Below are 16,274 nucleotides of genomic sequence, written 5' to 3' on the forward strand. Positions count from 1 at the left end.
GGCGTAAGCCAGCAGATTTACAGTCTGCCCCATTTGGCCACTCTGGTATTTGCCCGATAGAATTTCAAATAAAAGAGCGGAAGACGGGACTCAAACCCGCGACCCTCAGCTTGGAAGGCTAATGCTCTATCAACTGAGCTACTTCCGCAATTTTTTGTGGGCAAAGATGGATTCGAACCACCGAAGGCGTAAGCCAGCAGATTTACAGTCTGCCCCATTTGGCCACTCTGGTATTTGCCCGTCCGCAACCGAGAATTTAGTGCTTTTCTCAATTGCGTTGCAAAGGTACGATTATTTTTTTAACTTGCAAACAAAATCAATCATTTTTATCGCTGTCACTGCACATTCGTCACCTTTATTTCCCAATTTGCCGCCTGCGCGATCTTCTGCCTGTTGCATGTTGTTGGTGGTAATCAGACCGTAAATCACTGGGGTGTCGGTGGTTGCGTTCAGTTCAGTAATGCCTTGTGTGGCACCTGCGCATACATAGTCAAAATGGGGGGTATCGCCACGAACCACGCAGCCTAATGCGATGACTGCATCTACCTTTCTACTTTTGATAAGTTGTGCAGAACCGAAAGTCAGTTCAAAACTGCCTGGCACCGGATAGACCAGGATGTTTTCGTCTTTGGCTCCGTGTTTTTTCAGGGTGCGGACCGCACCGTCGAGCAGGGCACCTGTGATATTGTGATTCCATTCAGATACTACAATTCCGAAACGCATCTGTGAAGCGTCGGGTACGGAATTAAAATCGTAATCAGAAAGATTGTGATAAGCTGTTGCCATATTCGTTGTGTGTTAAGGGTTATACATAAAAAAATGAACCGGACCGAAAAACTGGAGTACATCCGCAGATGCTTGTGAGTTTTTCGGTCCGGCCTGAATGATGATACTCTTTTATAATAATAGAAGTATGTTCGTTGAAATTATTTCAGAGAAGCACGTTCGATGTACTTGTCAATATCCATAGCCTGGTAAGAATTACCGTATTTGTTCTTCACCTGCTTGTAAGCGTCTACGGCTTCTGCATTCTTGCCTTGCTTTTCCAGAATCTGTCCGGCCTGAATCAGGTAAATCGGGCTCAAAGTCATGCTGTTGGCATGTTCGGCAGCTTTCAGCAATGTAGCTACGGCCTTGTCAAGCTGTCCTACCTGTGCATAGCAGTTTCCCAGTGCACCCATTACGGCTGGTGCCACCAACAGGTCGTTTCCGCTGAATTTGTCCAAGTATTTGATAGCGTCTTCGTATTTGCCCAACTGTGCATAGCAAAGTCCGGCATAGGCGTTGGCCAAGTTGCCGGCATCTGTACCGCTGAACTGGTCTGCCAGTTTGATGAAACCTGCATAACCCAGGCTGTCGCCTTTCAGGGCGATTTCAAAGTTGTCGTCTCCAAAGTACTGTTCTCCTTTGAAGATGGCTTCCGATGCCTTCTGTTCTTTTGGCTCAGAAATGAAATGTTTGTATCCGAGGTAACCTCCGACAATGACAACCAGGGCGATTACTACGCCTAACAGTAGATTCTTGTTTTTGAGAAGAAATGCTTCGGAAGTGCTGAGCGCTTCGTCTACATTCAATGGGTCATGAGTGTGTTTTTGTTCAGTCATTTGATATTTGTTTTTTTATTATTTTCAAAATCCACTTATTCGGACAGCAAAAGTAGTTTATTTATGCTTATAAATGAAATTTGCGGGCAGTTTTTTTAATGTATCTTGCTTTTATTGTTAAATTTGTATCCTAAATAACAAGAGTTTTATGTGGCTTAAACGCATTTCAATTGTAAATTATAAGAATCTGGAACAGGCGGAGTTGAGTTTTTCGCGGAAGATGAACTGCATTATCGGAAAGAACGGGATGGGGAAAACCAACCTGATGGATGCCGTATATTATCTTTCTTTCTGCAAGAGTGCGACCAATCCCATTGATTCACAGAATATCCGGCACGGACAGGACTTTTTCGTGCTACAGGGATTCTATGAAACGGACGGAGGCGATCCGGAGGAAGTGTATTGTGGATTGAAACGCCGGCAGAAGAAACAGTTCAAGCGGAACAAGAAGGAATATACCCGTTTGTCGGATCACATCGGACTGATTCCGTTGGTGATGGTCTCTCCGGCCGACACGCTGCTCATTGCGGGGGGAAGCGAAGAGCGCAGACGTTTCATGGACGTGGTGATTTCGCAGTTCGACCGGGAATATCTGGATGCGTTGATTCGCTACAACAAAGCGCTGCTGCAACGGAATACCTTGCTCAAGGCGGAACTGGAACCCGATGAGGAGCTGATGAACGTGTGGGAGGAAATGATGGCTTCTACAGGGGAAGTCGTGTTTCGCAAGCGTCGCCAGTTCATCGAGGAGTTTATTCCGATTTTCCAGTCGTATTATGCCTATATTTCCCAGAACCGGGAGCAGGTGAAACTGTCGTATCAGTCGCATGCGGCGGAGGGAGACCTGCTGACGCTGCTGCGTGAAAACCGTCAGCGGGACCGGGTGATGGGATTTTCTCTGAAAGGTATCCACAAAGACGATTTGATTATGCAGTTGGGAGAGTTCCCCATGAAGCGAGAAGGGTCGCAAGGGCAGAACAAAACGTATCTGATTGCGCTCAAGCTGGCCCAATTCGAGTTCTTGAAACGTACGGGAAGCGGTACTACACCGTTGATTCTGCTGGACGACATCTTCGACAAGCTGGATGCTCTTCGGGTGGAACAGATAGTGAAACTGGTGGCCGGTGACAATTTCGGACAGATTTTCATTACGGACACCAACCGCGACCACTTGGACCGCATCTTGAAAAAGATTGAGGGAGACTATAAACTGTTTGAGGTGGAAAACGGAGAAGTTTCCGAACGAAAGGAAGGATATGAAGAGGAATAATACGGAACAGATAGGCGATGTACTTCGGCAGTTCCTTCGCCAGCAGGGGCTGGAGACGCCCTTGAACGAATACCGTCTGGTGGATGCCTGGAAAGATGTGGTGGGGCCGGTCATCACCCGTTACACCACGAATCTTTTTATCAAGAACCAGGTACTTTATGTCAGTCTGTCTTCGTCGGTCATCCGGCAGGAGCTGATGATGGGGCGGGAGATGCTGATTCGCAATCTGAACGCGCAGGTAGGGTCGCAGGTCATCGTGAACATTGTGTTCCATTGAACACACAGCCTTGCTCGGTCCAGACTTCGTGCATGGAGCGGTCTGTAGGCTCTGTCGGGATGTGCGGGCAAAGCTGGAAGTGAAAGCACACACCTATATTATAGGAATGCAGGCGGGCCAAGGTGCGGTCATAGTATCCTTTTCCACGTCCCAATCGGTTGCCGGTCCGGTCGAAGGCTACACCGGGAACGATGCTCAGTTCGATTTCATCCCAGTTTTCCACCTGTCTTCCGGTAGGTTCCTCAATGCCGAATGAGCCAGTTTGCAATGAGTCTTTTCCTTCGTAATATCGTAGTTCGAGTTCTTCACCTTTCACCAGAGGCAGCACAATGCGTTTGTGCGGATACCAGCGCTCGATGAACGCATGAGTCTGTACTTCATCGGGCAAGGAATGATACAACAGGATGGTTTTCGCCTGTAAAAACAAAGGATGGTCTTCCAGCTTTTGGAATAAGCTGGAAGACCATTCAGTTTTTTGAGAAGCGGAGTATTTCCGCTTCTCTTGTGCGATTAGTTTGCGTATTTCTTTTTTGTCCATTAGGCTCTATTTCTTTTTCTCGTTGGAAGCCTGTACCTCAGGAGCCTTTGGAAAAGATTCTCCCTTTTCCAAGATGTCGACTGCTTTCAAGACGGTCTTGTCGGTCTCGTTCAAGTATTCCACATATGCTTCCATACCCAGCATGTTATAGATAATGTTTCCGTAAAGGCTCATTTCAAACAGCCGGCGTGATTTTGCCATCAGGTTGTTGCGGCGTTTCAAACCTTTCTTTTCCGCCCATGCGGCAAAATTGTTCAGCAGGTTCTGTTTTTTCAAATATTCCTCCATCTTTTCCGGGGTGTCGTATTTCTGCAATACGCTACGGTTCTGATCGGTATATTCGAAAGTATAGCGGATAATCAGTCCACGGTTGGCTGCCATGCGGAAATAAGACGTCATGCCGGTGGTATCCTGTGGCACGAAGATATCAGGCATGATACCGCCACCTCCATACACCGGACGTCCCAGACGGGTGTGGTAGACTTCGGTTTCGTTCTGTTTGATGCTGTCGGCTGAGAAGAACTCTCCGTGTTCGTAACGGGTGAGCAAATCCAGTTCATATTCCGATTCTTTCCCTTTTTCGTAGGGCTTCTGGATGCAACGTCCCGATGGCGTATAGTAACGGGCGATGGTCAGACGGATGGCAGAGCCGTCGCTGAATTCAATGGGTTGCTGTACCAGTCCCTTTCCGAATGAACGGCGTCCGATGATGGTTCCACGGTCATTGTCTTGGATGGCTCCGGCAAAAATTTCGCTGGCAGAAGCAGAACCTTCGTCCACCAATACCACGAGCGGCATTTTCTGGTTGCTGCCTGTACCGTTGGAGTTGTAGTCTTCGCGCGGGGATTTGCGACCCTGAGTATAGACAATCAGCCGGTTGTTGGGAAGGAATTCGTTGACCATCTGGATGGCTGCCGCCATGTAGCCTCCTGTGTTTCCACGAAGATCGATAATCAATCCCTCACAGTTCTTTTGGTTCAGTTTGGCCAGGGCTATCAATAATTCCGGATAAGTGGTTTCACCGAATTTGTTGACTTTGACATATCCCACTTTGTCGTTGATCATGTAGGCTGCATCAATGCTCTTGACCGGAATGTTGCCACGTACTACTGTGAAGTGCAACAATTCCTTTTCGCCCGGTCGGTATACCCCGAGTTTGACCTTGCTGCCCTTTTCACCTTTCAGCCGTTTCATGGCTTCTTCGTTGGTCACGATTTTTCCCACGAAGGCAGAGTCATCTACTTCTACAATGCGGTCGCCAGCCATCAGTCCTACTTTTTCAGACGGACCTCCCTGAATGACGTTGTTCACGTGAATTGTATCGTCCTGGATGGTGAACTGGATACCGATACCGCTGAAGCTACCTTTCAGGTCGGCCGTGACAGCCTCCAAGTCTTTGGCTGGAATATAGGAAGAGTGCGGGTCGAGTTCGGAAAGAATCTGCGGCATGGCTTCTTCCACTAAGTCGCTGATGTTAACCGTATCTACATACTGGTCGTCAATGATGCGCAGCAAGGCATTCAATTTATTGGAAGACGTATTGATGATACCCAGTTTATTGCCGGAAAAATGGTTGGCATAGAATGTACCGATGGCGATGCCTGCAATCAGGGCGATGGCCAGCAGAAACGGAATGAGGCGTGTTCGGTTATTTTTCATAATTCTTATTCATTTGGGTTAAGATATACAACTTCAATATGGGCTCTCTTCAGTAAATCCAGTCCGTCTTCCAGCCGGTATTTTTCGGCATAGACCACCCGCTTGATGCCGGCCTGAATAATCAGTTTGGCACATTCAATGCACGGGGAGGCAGTGACATACATGGTGGCTCCCTCGCTGCTGTTGCTGGAGCGGGCTATCTTGGTGATGGCGTTGGCCTCGGCATGGAGCACGTAAGGACGGGTTACTCCGTTTTCGTCTTCACACACATTTTCGAATCCGGCCGGTGTGCCGTTGTATCCGTCTGAGATAATCATCTTGTCCTTGACAATCAATGCTCCCACCTGACGCCGCTTGCAATAGGAGTTCTCGGCCCAGATGAGTGCCATACGCATATAGCGTTTGTCCAGTATTTCCTGTTTATGTTCTGATGGTTCCATAATTCTGTATCATTTATGGGTGAATTGCATGTAGGTGGTGCGCGCATCGGGAGCAAGCTGGAGGAATCCTCTGCTGTTTCCTTTATAATAGCTTGCCAGTTTCAGCTTCTTGATGAATTCCGCATTCTTTCCAGACAAACTGATGGAAGCTTTAATTTCGCCGATGACAGCAAAGCTTCTGTCCTTCGGGTTGGCCTGCCATTTGCCCTCAAAGGTTCCTCCATCGAGGGTACCGTTGAAAGTGCCGTCACTGTCAAAGGTAATGGTGATTTTGCCTAATGTTTCCAGATCTTGTGGCGTTGTGTAGGCAGGACGTGCATACCGGTCATTGTTGGAGTTCCAGTCTCCTCCCGTATAATAGTTTACCAATTGCCACACTCCACTGTCGAAAATTTCATTGATGTCATCTTCCTGATTGCATCCGTAGAGTAAGGATGAGAGTGCAATGCATAATGTGTAACAAAAATATTTTAATGTCTTCATACGGCTTGATTATTTTATTCCATTTCTTTTTAATAATGCGTCGATGGTTGGTTCCTGCCCGCGGAAACGCTTGTAGAGTGTCGTCGGGTGTTCGGTACCCCCTTTCGACAGAATATTCTCGCGGAAGGAGCGTGCCGTTTCCGGATTGAAGATACCTTTTTCCTTGAATACGGAAAATGCATCGGCATCCAGCACTTCCGCCCATTTGTAGCTGTAGTATCCGGCAGAGTAACCTCCCGACATGATGTGACCGAACTGTACGCTCATGCAGGTGTCATCCAGCTGTGGCAGCAGTTGGGTGCGTTGCCAGGACGCTTTTTCGTATGCTTTCACATCTCCTTCAAACGGAGTCTGGCGAGTATACCAGGCCATGTCGAGCAGTCCGAAGCTGACTTGGCGCAAGCAGGCGTAAGCCACGTTGAAGTTCGAGGCATCTACAATACGCTGGACCAGTTCTGCCGGAATGGGCTCTCCTGTTTGGTAGTGACATGCGAATGTATTTAAAAATTCTTTTTCTATGGCAAAGTTTTCCATGATTTGTGAAGGAAGTTCCACAAAATCCCAATATACGTTTGTGCCGCTCATGCTTTGGAAGCGCGTATTGGCAAACATACCGTGCAAGGCATGGCCGAATTCGTGTAGGAAGGTGTTGACTTCCGAGAAGGTCAGCAAGGCCGGCTTGTCTTTCGTGGGCTTGGTAAAATTCATGGTCACGGAGACGTGCGGGCGACTGTTGGTGCCATCGTCGTCTATCCATTGTTCCTTGTAGCTGGTCATCCAGGCACCCGAACGCTTGCCTTCGCGTGGATGGAAGTCGGTATAGAGTACGGCCAGGAAGCTTCCGTCGCGGTCGAATACTTCGTAGGCCTGTACATCGGGGTGGTAGACCGGTATTTCTTTGTTTTCCTTGAAGGTGATGCCATAGAGGCGGGTGGCCAGCCCGAATACGCCAGCTTTTACGCGGCTCAGCTCAAAATAGGGGCGGAGGGCTTCTTCGTCCAGGCTGAATTTCCGGTTTTTCAGTTTCTCGGCGTAATAGGAGAAATCCCATGGCATCAGTTCGAAGTCGTTTCCTTCCAGTTCGCGGGCCAGCGTGCGGATTTCTTCCACTTCCTTTTGGGCCACCGGTGTATAGGCATCCAGCAAATCGTCCAATAGTTTGTAGACATGTTCGCTGTTTTCGGCCATACGTTTTTTCAGTACATATTCCGCATAATTGGAGAAACCCAACAACTGGGCCAGTTCCATGCGCAGGTTGACCAACCGTTTTACGATGTCGAGGTTGTTGAACTCGTTGTCGTGACAGCATTGTGTGTTATAGGCCATGTACAGCTGTTTACGCAGGTCTCTTCTGTCGCTGTATTTCATGAAAGGCACGTAGCTGGGAGCCTGCAAGGTGATGATCCAACATCCGTCTTTCCCTTTTTCGTGAGCAGTATGAGCAGCTGCCTCCACGGCACTTTCCGGTAGTCCGGCCAAGTCGTCTTCCTGTGTCAGCACCAGTTCGAAGCTGTTCGTTTCTTTCAGATGGTTCTGCGAGAACTTCAGGGTCAGGCTGCTCAGTTCCATGCTCAGCTGGCGGAAGGTAGCCTTGTCTTCTTCCGAAAGATTCGCTCCGTTGCGGACGAATCCGTCGTATGATTTTTCCAGCAGTTGGCGTTCTTCCGGGGTCAGTGAAAGCTTTTCTCTTTGGTCATACACCGCTTTCACGCGGGCAAACAATGCTTCGTTGAGGCTGATGTTGTTGGCGTGTGCCGAAAGTTCAGGCGTCATCTTTTCTGCCACGGCCTCCAGTTCGTCACAAGTCTCCGCACTCAGCAGGTTGAACAACACGGTAGTTACCCGGTCGAGCGTCTTTCCGGCATGTTCCAGTGCCAGAATCGTGTTCTGGAAGGTTGGTTGTTCCGGATTGCCGGTGATTTGCTGAATTTCTTCGTCTTCCTGCCGCATGCCTTCCCGGATGGCCGGTTCATAGTCTTCTATCCGTATTTGCGGGAAGGGAGTGGTGTGATGCAGCGTATGATAGGGTTGTAAAAATGGATTGTTCATAAGTTTTCAGTAAAAAGTTAGATTTATTCTTTTTGGCCCAGAAGTTGGACCACATCTCTCAGTTCAGGGATGCTGAATGTGCGTCGTCCCAGTTGGATGAGGCCCCGTTTCTGCAAGTCGTTCAGCACGTTTGATACGTTGATGCGCGTGTCGTCGATGAGCCGGGCCAGGTCTTCCATACGGATAGACAGCTTCTTGGGGCCGTAAGGTGTCATGCAGCGCAGCAAAAGGAAGTTGATGATTTTATCGCGTGTCTTGCCGATATGGGCGTTCCACAGCTTGTGGTAAATCACTTGTCCCCGGTTGCTCAGCATGTTCAGGTAGTTCAGGTTAAACACTTCGTAGCGGCACAGCTCGTTGAGGATATAAGATTTCTCAATGTGGAGCGTATTGACTTCGGTCAGTGCTGTATAAGAGGCCGTGTAATACGTACGCATACCAAACAGGGAGTAAGGCTCAATGACGTTCGGACTTTTAAAATTTTCCCACAAGGTATATTTGTGGGACAGGTCGTTGGATTCTATCTGTACATCTCCGTCGAGGACGAAAATCAGTTGGTCGCACAGACTATCCTGTTTTACCAGGCAGCTTCCAGGTTCATATTTATTGAAGTGAATTTTTACTTTTTCCAGAATGTCGGTAAAGTCGAATTTCGACATTCCTTGAAACAGAGGGAGCTGTAAAAGCTTGTCGTACATTGTCAATTCCATCTCTCGTTAACTTTATTAAGTTATCTTTTAACATACAAAGTTAAGTATAATTCCGTACTATAGCAGTTCCTTTATTATAGGTTTTATCTTTTTTATCCTTTCTTACGGTCTGATAATGTTTGTGGATTCTTGCACGTGTATGAAAAAATGATAACTTTGCAAAAGTAATTGGAATATAACAATGATTGGATTTAATTTTCAACAGTTTTTGAGCGCCTTTATCGTTCTTTTTGCAGTGATTGACATTATTGGTTCTATCCCTATTATATTGGATTTGAAGCAGAAAGGAAGGCCGGTGAATGCGCCAAAGGCTACTCTTATCGCTTTTGTCCTTCTATTGGGATTCTTCTATGCCGGCGACATGATGCTGCGCTTGTTTCAGGTAGACATCGCTTCGTTTGCGGTGGCGGGTGCGTTTGTTATCTTTCTGATGTCGCTGGAAATGATTCTGGATATCGAGATTTTCAAGAATACAGGCCCTATCAAGGAGGCCACGCTGGTACCTCTGGTATTCCCTTTGCTGGCAGGTGCGGGTGCGTTTACCACCCTGTTGTCGTTGCGGGCGGAATATGCGTCGATTAACATCGTGCTGGCGCTGATATTGAATATGGTATGGGTCTATATTGTGTTGAAAGTGACCGACCGCATCGAACGGATGCTGGGGAAAGGTGGAATCTATGTCATCCGTAAATTTTTCGGCATCATCTTGCTGGCCATTTCGGCTCGTTTGTTTACCGCAAACATTACGTCTCTCATCGAACAGTTTCAGGCTTTGAAGTGAGATATACCTTGAAAAGGGTATTGGGCATTTGGAGGATGAGCGGTATATTTGCCGCCAAAAAAGAACAGACATGAAAATAGCAGCATTGATTTCGGGAGGAGTGGACAGCGCGGTAGCGGTACATCTGTTGTGTGAGCAAGGATACAAACCCGACTTGTTTTACATAAAGATTGGGATGGATACGGATGAGGAACTGACGTGTACGGCGGAAGAGGATATAGAACTGGCTTCTGCCACTGCCCGTAAGTATGGACTGCCGTTTCATATCGTCGATTTGCAGAAGGAATATTGGGAGAATGTAGTGGCCTACACGATAGACAAGGTACGACGTGGACTCACTCCCAATCCGGATGTGATGTGCAATAAACTGATTAAGTTCGGCTGTTTTGACCAAAAGGCCGGACATGACTATGATAAGATAGCTACAGGACATTATGCTTCTACACTTGTGGTAGATGGACATACGTGGTTGGCAACAGCCAAAGACCCGGTGAAGGACCAGACGGATTTCCTGGCACAGATTGATTATCTGCAGGTGTCCCGGCTGATGTTCCCGTTGGGTGACTTGCGGAAAGAAGAAGTACGGGCACTGGCCCTCGAAGCTTCTTTGCCCAGCGCCAGACGGAAGGACAGTCAGGGTATCTGTTTCTTAGGAAAGATAAACTACAATGATTTCATCCGTCGTTTTCTGGGGGAACGGCCGGGCCCGGTCGTGGAACTGGAGACTGGGAAAATCATCGGGCAGCACCGCGGATACTGGTTTCATACCATCGGTCAGCGAAAGGGACTGGGCCTGGGAGGTGGACCGTGGTTCGTGGTGGGCAAGAACGTAGAAGAAAACATTATCTATGTGTCGCATGGTTATGATACAGAAAAGCAGTTTGGCTATTCCTTTTACCTGAAGGACTTCCATTTCATTACATTGAATCCTTGGAAAGAACCGGAAACTGAAATTTGTTTCAAGATACGTCACACGGATACCTTTCAGACTGGAACCATCCGTTTCTCGGATAACGGATTGCAGGTGTCCAGCAGGGAGCCGATACAGGGGATAGCCCCTGGACAGTTCGGGGTGATTTATGACAAGGATGCTCGCCTGTGCATCGGCAGTGGCGAGATAAGAACGAAGGAATTTTTTTAACAGAAAGGCTGACTATGCGAATTTCTTTTCAACTGAACGCGTCGGGTTCTTTTCGTATGAAGGAACTTATCCGTAAATTGGAGGTGCCAATCAAGGTGACACTTCAGGGCACGTATCAGGGAAAAAATCTGTATTATTTTCATCGTCCGGAATATTCTACCACTTCATTTGCCATTTCAGATGACGAGAAGGGACGGGTGATGGTAGCTATGGACGGATTGGCTTCTTATGATGATTACAAGTTCTTTCCTTATCTGATTGATACATTGGGGTTGTATCTGAATGGACATAGCCCGAAACTGGTATCGGGAGAGGATGGAAAGACTTATTCTGTGTATGAACGTTTGGGAACGCAGTGGATAGAAGATTGTATCGGGGAGGAAATTGCTTCCCTGAAAGTGGTGCTCTCGGTCATCCCCCGTTGCTACCTGGAACTGCCGAAAGAAGGGATTTGTTATGTTTCGTTGGAGCAGTTGAAGCAATATGGGGTGAACCTTCATTCTTCCACTTCGCGTATTTATGGCTATATTCAGTATCTGTTACGAAAGGGCTGGCTTTCGGAGGCTACCCGTGAGGAGTTCATGGCCGACAGCCTGGCGTATGCCATGGATGTGGAGGTGGATGTACCTCAGCATGTGTCAATCGGCCGTGTCAAGTCTTGGCAGTCAGACGGCACGGAGGCCTGGGAAAGCTTTTCGCAGGAAGATGTGGACATGTTGCTGGAACTGGGAAAGGAATACCGGGAAGGAACTCGCGTAGATGGAGTGGTATTGAACGACATCGGTACCTTGTATCAGGAAGGAGTCGGCGTAAATTCCGATGGCTATGAAGCTGAATTCTGGTTCAAGGAAGCGGTACGGCAGGGCGATATGACTTATGCTTCGGTCAATCTGGGCGATTTGTACCGTAAGGGATGCGGTCAGTTGCCGGTTTCGTTGCCGCGGGCTTTCGAGGCTTACCGCCATTCGTCCGACCCTTATGCCTTTTATCGGATTGGACAAGGATACGAAGAAGGTTGGACCGGTGCTCCCGACCTGCATTTGGCTATGTTCTGGTATAAGAAAGCTGCCCAGGCAGGACATCATCTGGCACTGAAACGGCTCTCAAAGTCGTGAATTTTCTCTTCTCGGAAAACTACGAAGCGTTTGGACTGAAACGTCCTTGCGTTTAATATAAAACGCCTTTGCGTTTTACCTGAAATGTACTTGCGTTTGAAGTAAAACGTAAGGGCGTTTTGGGAAAAACGCAAAGGCGTTCTTTTTGGGGGTGTGTGGCGCGCTCCTTGTGAAGATGCTCGCCGTCTGGAAATCTGTTATAGTTGCAGGAAACGACTGATGTCTTCCGGCTTTTCCGCCAGCAGGTTCGGGTGGAATTCCTGCAGTTCACTCTTGGGACGGAATCCCCAGCATACACCGATGGTGGTGACGCCTGCGTTGAGGCCTGTCTGCATGTCGACTCCGGAGTCGCCGATATACACCACTTCTTCCTTGCTGACTCCTGCCAGCTGGATAATCTCGTTTACGACTTGTGGGTCAGGTTTGGTCGGTACGTTTTCCCGCTGCCCGAAAACCGCAGTGAAACGGATGGCAGGAAAATATTGTCCGATGAGTTTGGCGGTGGCTTCCTGGTATTTGTTGGATGCGACTGCTATCTGGATGTGATGTTGCTGCAGCTGATTGAGCAGGTCCTCGATGCCGGGATAAGGGCGGCTTAAATCTGCATTGTGGATGTTATAGTAAGGTACGAACTTCGACCGGATACGCAAGACGTTTTCCGGAGTTCTGTCTGTTTCAGGGAGTGCCCGCTCAAAAAGTTTGTTGATGCCGTTGCCCACAAAGAAACGGTAGGCATCCGTCGAGTGGGTAGGATAGCCGAACTGGGTCAGGGCATGATTGGTGGCCGCGGCCAGGTCGGCAATGGTGTTTAGTAAAGTTCCGTCCAAGTCAAAAATCACAAGTTTTTTCATATGGCGTTAGTTTTTGGTATAAGTTGATTCCACTCCGGTTTCCTCGCAGTCTGCTCCCATGGGAGGGTTTTGTTTGAACAGGGCAATCTTGACTTCCGTGAGGGTAGGAAAGTCGCGGAACAGCCGTTCGGCAATGCGCTGGATGACGTGTTCTAACAGTTGGGATGGCTGCTGCATTTCTTCTTTCACGGCTTGGAATACCTCGGCATAGTTGAGGGTATATTGCAGGTCGTCGGTCTGTGAAGCACGGCTGAAGTCTGTTTTCAACCGCAGGTTGAGGGTGTACTCGGCACCGATTTTGTTTTCCTGTGGCAGCACGCCGTGGAATGCATAAAGTTTCAGCCCGTTCAGGCAAATGTACATGTCAGATTGTTTCATAGGGAAGGAGATAGAAGAGAGGCATGAATCGGGCACGGCTGAGGTACAGCCTTCTGCCTGATTCATGCCTGAAAATAAATGAGTAAAGTCACTCGTATGTAAGAGTTTATCCGCAGCGTGAAGAACCACAGGTCTTGCAGATCAGACAGCCTTCCTGATATACCAGCGTTTCATGACCGCAGTTCGGACATTTCACGCCTTTGGCTTCTGTTCCGTCTTGTACGTATTTCTTCAAGGCTCTTTCCACACCGTTTTTCCAGGTGTTGATGCTTTCGCTATCCAGCTGTAGGGAGCTTACCAGCTTGATGACCTGTTCAATCGGCATTCTCCAGCGGAGCACTCCTGAAATCAGCTTGGCGTAGTTCCAGTATTCCTTGTTGAACTTTTCAGAAAGTCCTTCGATGGTCATCTTGTAACCGCGCTTGTTCTCAAACTGGAAGTCGTAGTGCTTGGTTCCGTCTTCGTCGTAGCTCTTGATGATACGTCCGGAAGTAACTGACTTCGGCAGCACAATGCCTTCTTCGTCGTCCTGCAGACCGGTAAAGATTTCGTAAGGTCTTCCGTCGAGCAGGCCGACAAAAGCCACCCATTTTTCCTTGTTGTTCTGGAAACGCACCACATCGGCTTCCAGCACTTTCGGGCGGACTTCCACTACCTGAGGCGGTTTGCAGCGGCATTCCTCTTCTTCTTTCTTGTCTTTCTTCTTGGTAGAGAGCAGTACGCCGGCACGAGAACCGTCACGGTATACGGTACAGCCTTTGCAACCAGAACGCCATGCTTCTACGTAAAGCTGGTTGACGAGTTCTTCGCTGACGTTGTTCGGCAGGTTGATGGTGACGCTGATAGAGTGGTCTACCCATTTCTGGATACGGCCCTGCATCTTGACTTTCATCAGCCAGTCTACATCGTTGGAAGTTGCTTTGTAATAAGGTGATTTGGCCACCAGTTCGTCAATTTCTTCCTGCGTGTAACGCTTGTCTGGATCGTAACCGTTTACCTTCATCCAAGTCAGGAACTTGTGGTGGAATACGATGTATTCTTCGAAAGCGTCTCCTGTTTCATCCACGAAATCTACATGTACGTTGGTGTCATTCGGATTGACTTTCCGGCGGCGTTTGTACACCGGCATGAATACCGGTTCGATACCAGAAGTTGTCTGTGTCATCAAGCTGGTGGTACCGGTCGGTGCGATAGTCAGGCAGGCGATGTTGCGTCGGCCATACGTCTTCATTTCTTCGTACAATTCAGGGTCAGCCTCTTTCAGACGGTTGATGAACGGGTTGTTCTTTTCACGTTCCGTATCGTAGATTTCGAAAGCGCCACGTTCCTTGGCCATGTTCACAGAGGAGCGGTAGGCTTCGAGCGCGATGGTCTTATGTACTTTTTCAGAGAAATCGGTAGCTTCTTCTGTGCCGTAGCGCAATCCCATGGCAGCCAGCATATCGCCTTCGGCTGTGATACCTACACCTGTACGGCGTCCCAAACCTGATTTGTGGTAAATCTTTTCCCACAGGTGACGTTCGGTACCTTTTACTTCCATGCTTTCCGGGTCAGAATCAATCTTTTCAAAGATGCGTTCAATCTTTTCCAGCTCCAGGTCGATGATGTCGTCCATGATGCGCTGTGCCAGTGCCACATGTTTCTTGAACAGGTCGAAGTCGAAGTAAGCTTCCGGAGTAAACGGATTGACTACGTATGAATACAGGTTGATGGCCAGCAGACGGCAGGAATCGTACGGACACAATGGAATTTCACCGCAAGGATTGGTAGAAACCGTACGGAAACCTAAATCGGCGTAGCAGTCGGGTACAGATTCGCGGATAATGGTATCCCAGAACAATACGCCCGGTTCTGCCGATTTCCAAGCATTGTGTACAATCTTCTTCCACAAGGTAGAAGCATCGATTTCTTTTGAAACCATCGGGTTGGGTGAATCAATCGGATACTGCTGTATATAAGGCTTTCCTTCTACAGCAGCCTGCATGAAGGCATCATCCAGTTTGACAGATACGTTGGCTCCGGTCACTTTTCCTTCTGTCATCTTGGCGTCGATGAATGCTTCTGAATCCGGATGCTTGATGGACACGGTCAGCATCAGCGCTCCGCGGCGTCCGTCTTGAGCCACCTCACGGGTTGAATTGGAATAGCGCTCCATGAACGGAACGAGTCCGGTAGAGGTCAGGGCAGAGTTTTTTACTGGAGAACCCTTCGGGCGGATATGCGACAAGTCGTGTCCCACACCTCCACGGCGTTTCATCAGTTGTACCTGTTCCTCGTCGATACGGATAATGGCTCCGTAAGAGTCAGCATTTCCGTCAAGTCCAATCACAAAGCAGTTGGACAGTGAGGCAATCTGATAGTTGTTTCCAATTCCAGTCATCGGACTACCTTGCGGTATGATGTACTTGAAATGGTCCATCAAATCGAAAAGTTCTTGCGAACTGAGTGCATTAGGATATTTTGCCTCGATACGGGCCACCTCATTGGCTATTCGCCAATGCATATCCACTGGAGATTTTTCATAGATGTTTCCAAAAGAGTCCTTCACGGCGTATTTGTTTACCCAAACGCGGGCTGCCAGTTCGTCTCCATTGAAATACTCCAACGAAGCATTGAAAGCTTCATCGTAGCTGTACGTTTTCTTTTCCACGGTTATTTGTTATATGATTTGTTTTCAATAAAAGTCAGTGTAATATGTAGAAGCTCGTTTTATTTCCAACAAACGTTTGCAAAGCTAAAGATGTTTTTTTAATTCACAAAATAAAAATGGAAGAAGTTATCAACAAGGTAGGTGGTTTTCTACTTTTGTTTTTTATTTTATTGATAATTAGATATATGTAAATTTTGTCTCGTTGAAAAGTTTTCCATTTTAGAAAACTTGGTGAATTTATGGTTGTTTTTTATCATTCGGAAAAGTACAGGGATTTTTGTCGGTTTCCAGGCCTCTGCGCTCGGCTTTCACTATCTTTAGAGAAGAT

The 16,274-nt window shown here is 47.9% G+C and carries 16 protein-coding genes and 2 tRNA genes; 5 read left to right on the forward strand and 13 right to left on the reverse strand.

Annotated features, from left to right (window positions below; genetic code table 11):
- Nucleotides 1-75: 75 nt before the first annotated feature.
- The 4 genes from RDP42_RS10145 to RDP42_RS10160 form a co-directional block, all read right to left on the reverse strand.
- Nucleotides 76-148: transfer RNA gene (locus RDP42_RS10145), tRNA-Gly, on the reverse strand.
- Nucleotides 149-157: 9 nt separating this feature from the next.
- Nucleotides 158-240, reverse strand: a tRNA-Tyr gene (locus RDP42_RS10150).
- A 51-nt stretch (nucleotides 241-291) separates the two neighbouring features.
- Nucleotides 292-786 (reverse strand): 6,7-dimethyl-8-ribityllumazine synthase, encoded by a 495-nt coding sequence (ribH, locus tag RDP42_RS10155; protein ID WP_308763587.1) that lies wholly within the window; start codon nucleotides 784-786, stop codon nucleotides 292-294.
- 140 nt (nucleotides 787-926) lie between these two features.
- Nucleotides 927-1,604: a tol-pal system YbgF family protein gene (locus RDP42_RS10160; protein ID WP_204475097.1), complete on the reverse strand. Its 678-nt coding sequence runs from the start codon at nucleotides 1,602-1,604 to the stop codon at nucleotides 927-929.
- Nucleotides 1,605-1,752: 148 nt separating this feature from the next.
- Here RDP42_RS10160 and recF point away from each other — a divergent pair, with 148 nt between their 5' ends.
- Both recF and RDP42_RS10170 read left to right on the forward strand, forming a co-directional pair.
- Complete coding sequence (recF, locus tag RDP42_RS10165; protein WP_308763588.1) at nucleotides 1,753-2,874, forward strand: DNA replication/repair protein RecF; 1,122 nt, start codon at nucleotides 1,753-1,755, stop codon at nucleotides 2,872-2,874.
- Nucleotides 2,861-3,151: a DUF721 domain-containing protein gene (locus RDP42_RS10170; protein ID WP_303911586.1), complete on the forward strand. Its 291-nt coding sequence runs from the start codon at nucleotides 2,861-2,863 to the stop codon at nucleotides 3,149-3,151. Before recF ends, RDP42_RS10170 begins: the two co-directional genes overlap by 14 nt.
- Here the strand turns inward: RDP42_RS10170 and RDP42_RS10175 are convergent.
- The 6 genes from RDP42_RS10175 to RDP42_RS10200 are packed head-to-tail and all read right to left on the reverse strand — an operon-like array spanning nucleotide 3,126 to nucleotide 9,030.
- Entirely contained in the window at nucleotides 3,126-3,689 is a 564-nt protein-coding gene (locus RDP42_RS10175; RefSeq protein WP_308763589.1) for a 5-formyltetrahydrofolate cyclo-ligase, read from the reverse strand. The two genes, RDP42_RS10170 and RDP42_RS10175, sit on opposite strands and share 26 nt — an antisense overlap.
- A gap of 6 nt (nucleotides 3,690-3,695) precedes the next feature.
- Nucleotides 3,696-5,348 (reverse strand): S41 family peptidase, encoded by a 1,653-nt coding sequence (locus RDP42_RS10180; protein ID WP_308763590.1) that lies wholly within the window; start codon nucleotides 5,346-5,348, stop codon nucleotides 3,696-3,698.
- Nucleotides 5,349-5,353: 5 nt separating this feature from the next.
- Entirely contained in the window at nucleotides 5,354-5,788 is a 435-nt protein-coding gene (locus RDP42_RS10185) for a dCMP deaminase family protein (protein WP_022354294.1), read from the reverse strand.
- Nucleotides 5,789-5,797: 9 nt separating this feature from the next.
- Nucleotides 5,798-6,271, reverse strand: coding sequence for a DUF4847 family protein (locus tag RDP42_RS10190; RefSeq protein WP_308763591.1), 474 nt, complete (start codon nucleotides 6,269-6,271; stop codon nucleotides 5,798-5,800).
- Nucleotides 6,272-6,280: 9 nt separating this feature from the next.
- On the reverse strand, nucleotides 6,281-8,320 hold the full coding sequence (locus RDP42_RS10195; protein WP_308763592.1) for a M3 family metallopeptidase: 2,040 nt from the start codon (nucleotides 8,318-8,320) through the stop codon (nucleotides 6,281-6,283).
- A gap of 23 nt (nucleotides 8,321-8,343) precedes the next feature.
- Nucleotides 8,344-9,030, reverse strand: a complete 687-nt coding sequence (locus RDP42_RS10200) for a Crp/Fnr family transcriptional regulator (RefSeq protein ID WP_303911575.1) — start codon at nucleotides 9,028-9,030, stop codon at nucleotides 8,344-8,346.
- Between the two features lie 181 nt (nucleotides 9,031-9,211).
- Here RDP42_RS10200 and RDP42_RS10205 point away from each other — a divergent pair, with 181 nt between their 5' ends.
- The 3 genes from RDP42_RS10205 (at nucleotide 9,212) to RDP42_RS10215 (ending at nucleotide 12,067) form a co-directional block, all read left to right on the forward strand.
- A complete protein-coding gene (locus RDP42_RS10205) occupies nucleotides 9,212-9,811 on the forward strand; it encodes a MarC family protein (protein WP_308763593.1) in 600 nt (199 codons plus the stop codon).
- A gap of 70 nt (nucleotides 9,812-9,881) precedes the next feature.
- A complete protein-coding gene (gene mnmA / locus RDP42_RS10210) occupies nucleotides 9,882-10,952 on the forward strand; it encodes a tRNA 2-thiouridine(34) synthase MnmA (protein ID WP_308763594.1) in 1,071 nt (356 codons plus the stop codon).
- Nucleotides 10,953-11,008: 56 nt separating this feature from the next.
- The gene (locus RDP42_RS10215) at nucleotides 11,009-12,067 is read left to right on the forward strand and encodes a tetratricopeptide repeat protein (protein WP_308763595.1); all 1,059 of its coding nucleotides are present in this window, start codon (nucleotides 11,009-11,011) and stop codon (nucleotides 12,065-12,067) included.
- A gap of 197 nt (nucleotides 12,068-12,264) precedes the next feature.
- On the opposite strand, the gene RDP42_RS10220 is transcribed toward RDP42_RS10215, so the two are convergent.
- The 3 genes from RDP42_RS10220 to RDP42_RS10230 all read right to left on the reverse strand — a co-directional run bounded on the left by RDP42_RS10220 (nucleotide 12,265) and on the right by RDP42_RS10230 (nucleotide 15,946).
- Nucleotides 12,265-12,918 (reverse strand): HAD family hydrolase, encoded by a 654-nt coding sequence (locus RDP42_RS10220; RefSeq protein WP_308763596.1) that lies wholly within the window; start codon nucleotides 12,916-12,918, stop codon nucleotides 12,265-12,267.
- Between the two features lie 6 nt (nucleotides 12,919-12,924).
- Nucleotides 12,925-13,296, reverse strand: coding sequence for a dihydroneopterin aldolase (gene folB, locus RDP42_RS10225; protein ID WP_204475197.1), 372 nt, complete (start codon nucleotides 13,294-13,296; stop codon nucleotides 12,925-12,927).
- A gap of 106 nt (nucleotides 13,297-13,402) precedes the next feature.
- Nucleotides 13,403-15,946, reverse strand: a complete 2,544-nt coding sequence (locus tag RDP42_RS10230) for an adenosylcobalamin-dependent ribonucleoside-diphosphate reductase (RefSeq protein ID WP_308763597.1) — start codon at nucleotides 15,944-15,946, stop codon at nucleotides 13,403-13,405.
- Nucleotides 15,947-16,274 lie beyond the last annotated feature (328 nt).

The organism is uncultured Bacteroides sp. (assembly GCF_902472605.1).
In the GTDB taxonomy this organism is placed as follows: domain Bacteria; phylum Bacteroidota; class Bacteroidia; order Bacteroidales; family Bacteroidaceae; genus Phocaeicola.

Excerpts from the sequence above, each read along its gene's own strand:
- ribH (WP_308763587.1), bottom strand. The coding sequence starts at position 786 with ATGGCAACAGCTTATCACAATCTTTCTGATTACGATTTTAATTCCGTA.
- RDP42_RS10160 (WP_204475097.1), bottom strand. The coding sequence starts at position 1,604 with ATGACTGAACAAAAACACACTCATGACCCATTGAATGTAGACGAAGCG.
- recF (WP_308763588.1), top strand. The coding sequence starts at position 1,753 with ATGTGGCTTAAACGCATTTCAATTGTAAATTATAAGAATCTGGAACAG.
- RDP42_RS10170 (WP_303911586.1), top strand. The coding sequence starts at position 2,861 with ATGAAGAGGAATAATACGGAACAGATAGGCGATGTACTTCGGCAGTTC.
- RDP42_RS10175 (WP_308763589.1), bottom strand. The coding sequence starts at position 3,689 with ATGGACAAAAAAGAAATACGCAAACTAATCGCACAAGAGAAGCGGAAA.
- RDP42_RS10180 (WP_308763590.1), bottom strand. The coding sequence starts at position 5,348 with ATGAAAAATAACCGAACACGCCTCATTCCGTTTCTGCTGGCCATCGCC.
- RDP42_RS10185 (WP_022354294.1), bottom strand. The coding sequence starts at position 5,788 with ATGGAACCATCAGAACATAAACAGGAAATACTGGACAAACGCTATATG.
- RDP42_RS10190 (WP_308763591.1), bottom strand. The coding sequence starts at position 6,271 with ATGAAGACATTAAAATATTTTTGTTACACATTATGCATTGCACTCTCA.
- RDP42_RS10195 (WP_308763592.1), bottom strand. The coding sequence starts at position 8,320 with ATGAACAATCCATTTTTACAACCCTATCATACGCTGCATCACACCACT.
- RDP42_RS10200 (WP_303911575.1), bottom strand. The coding sequence starts at position 9,030 with ATGGAATTGACAATGTACGACAAGCTTTTACAGCTCCCTCTGTTTCAA.
- RDP42_RS10205 (WP_308763593.1), top strand. The coding sequence starts at position 9,212 with ATGATTGGATTTAATTTTCAACAGTTTTTGAGCGCCTTTATCGTTCTT.
- mnmA (WP_308763594.1), top strand. The coding sequence starts at position 9,882 with ATGAAAATAGCAGCATTGATTTCGGGAGGAGTGGACAGCGCGGTAGCG.
- RDP42_RS10215 (WP_308763595.1), top strand. The coding sequence starts at position 11,009 with ATGAAGGAACTTATCCGTAAATTGGAGGTGCCAATCAAGGTGACACTT.
- RDP42_RS10220 (WP_308763596.1), bottom strand. The coding sequence starts at position 12,918 with ATGAAAAAACTTGTGATTTTTGACTTGGACGGAACTTTACTAAACACC.
- folB (WP_204475197.1), bottom strand. The coding sequence starts at position 13,296 with ATGAAACAATCTGACATGTACATTTGCCTGAACGGGCTGAAACTTTAT.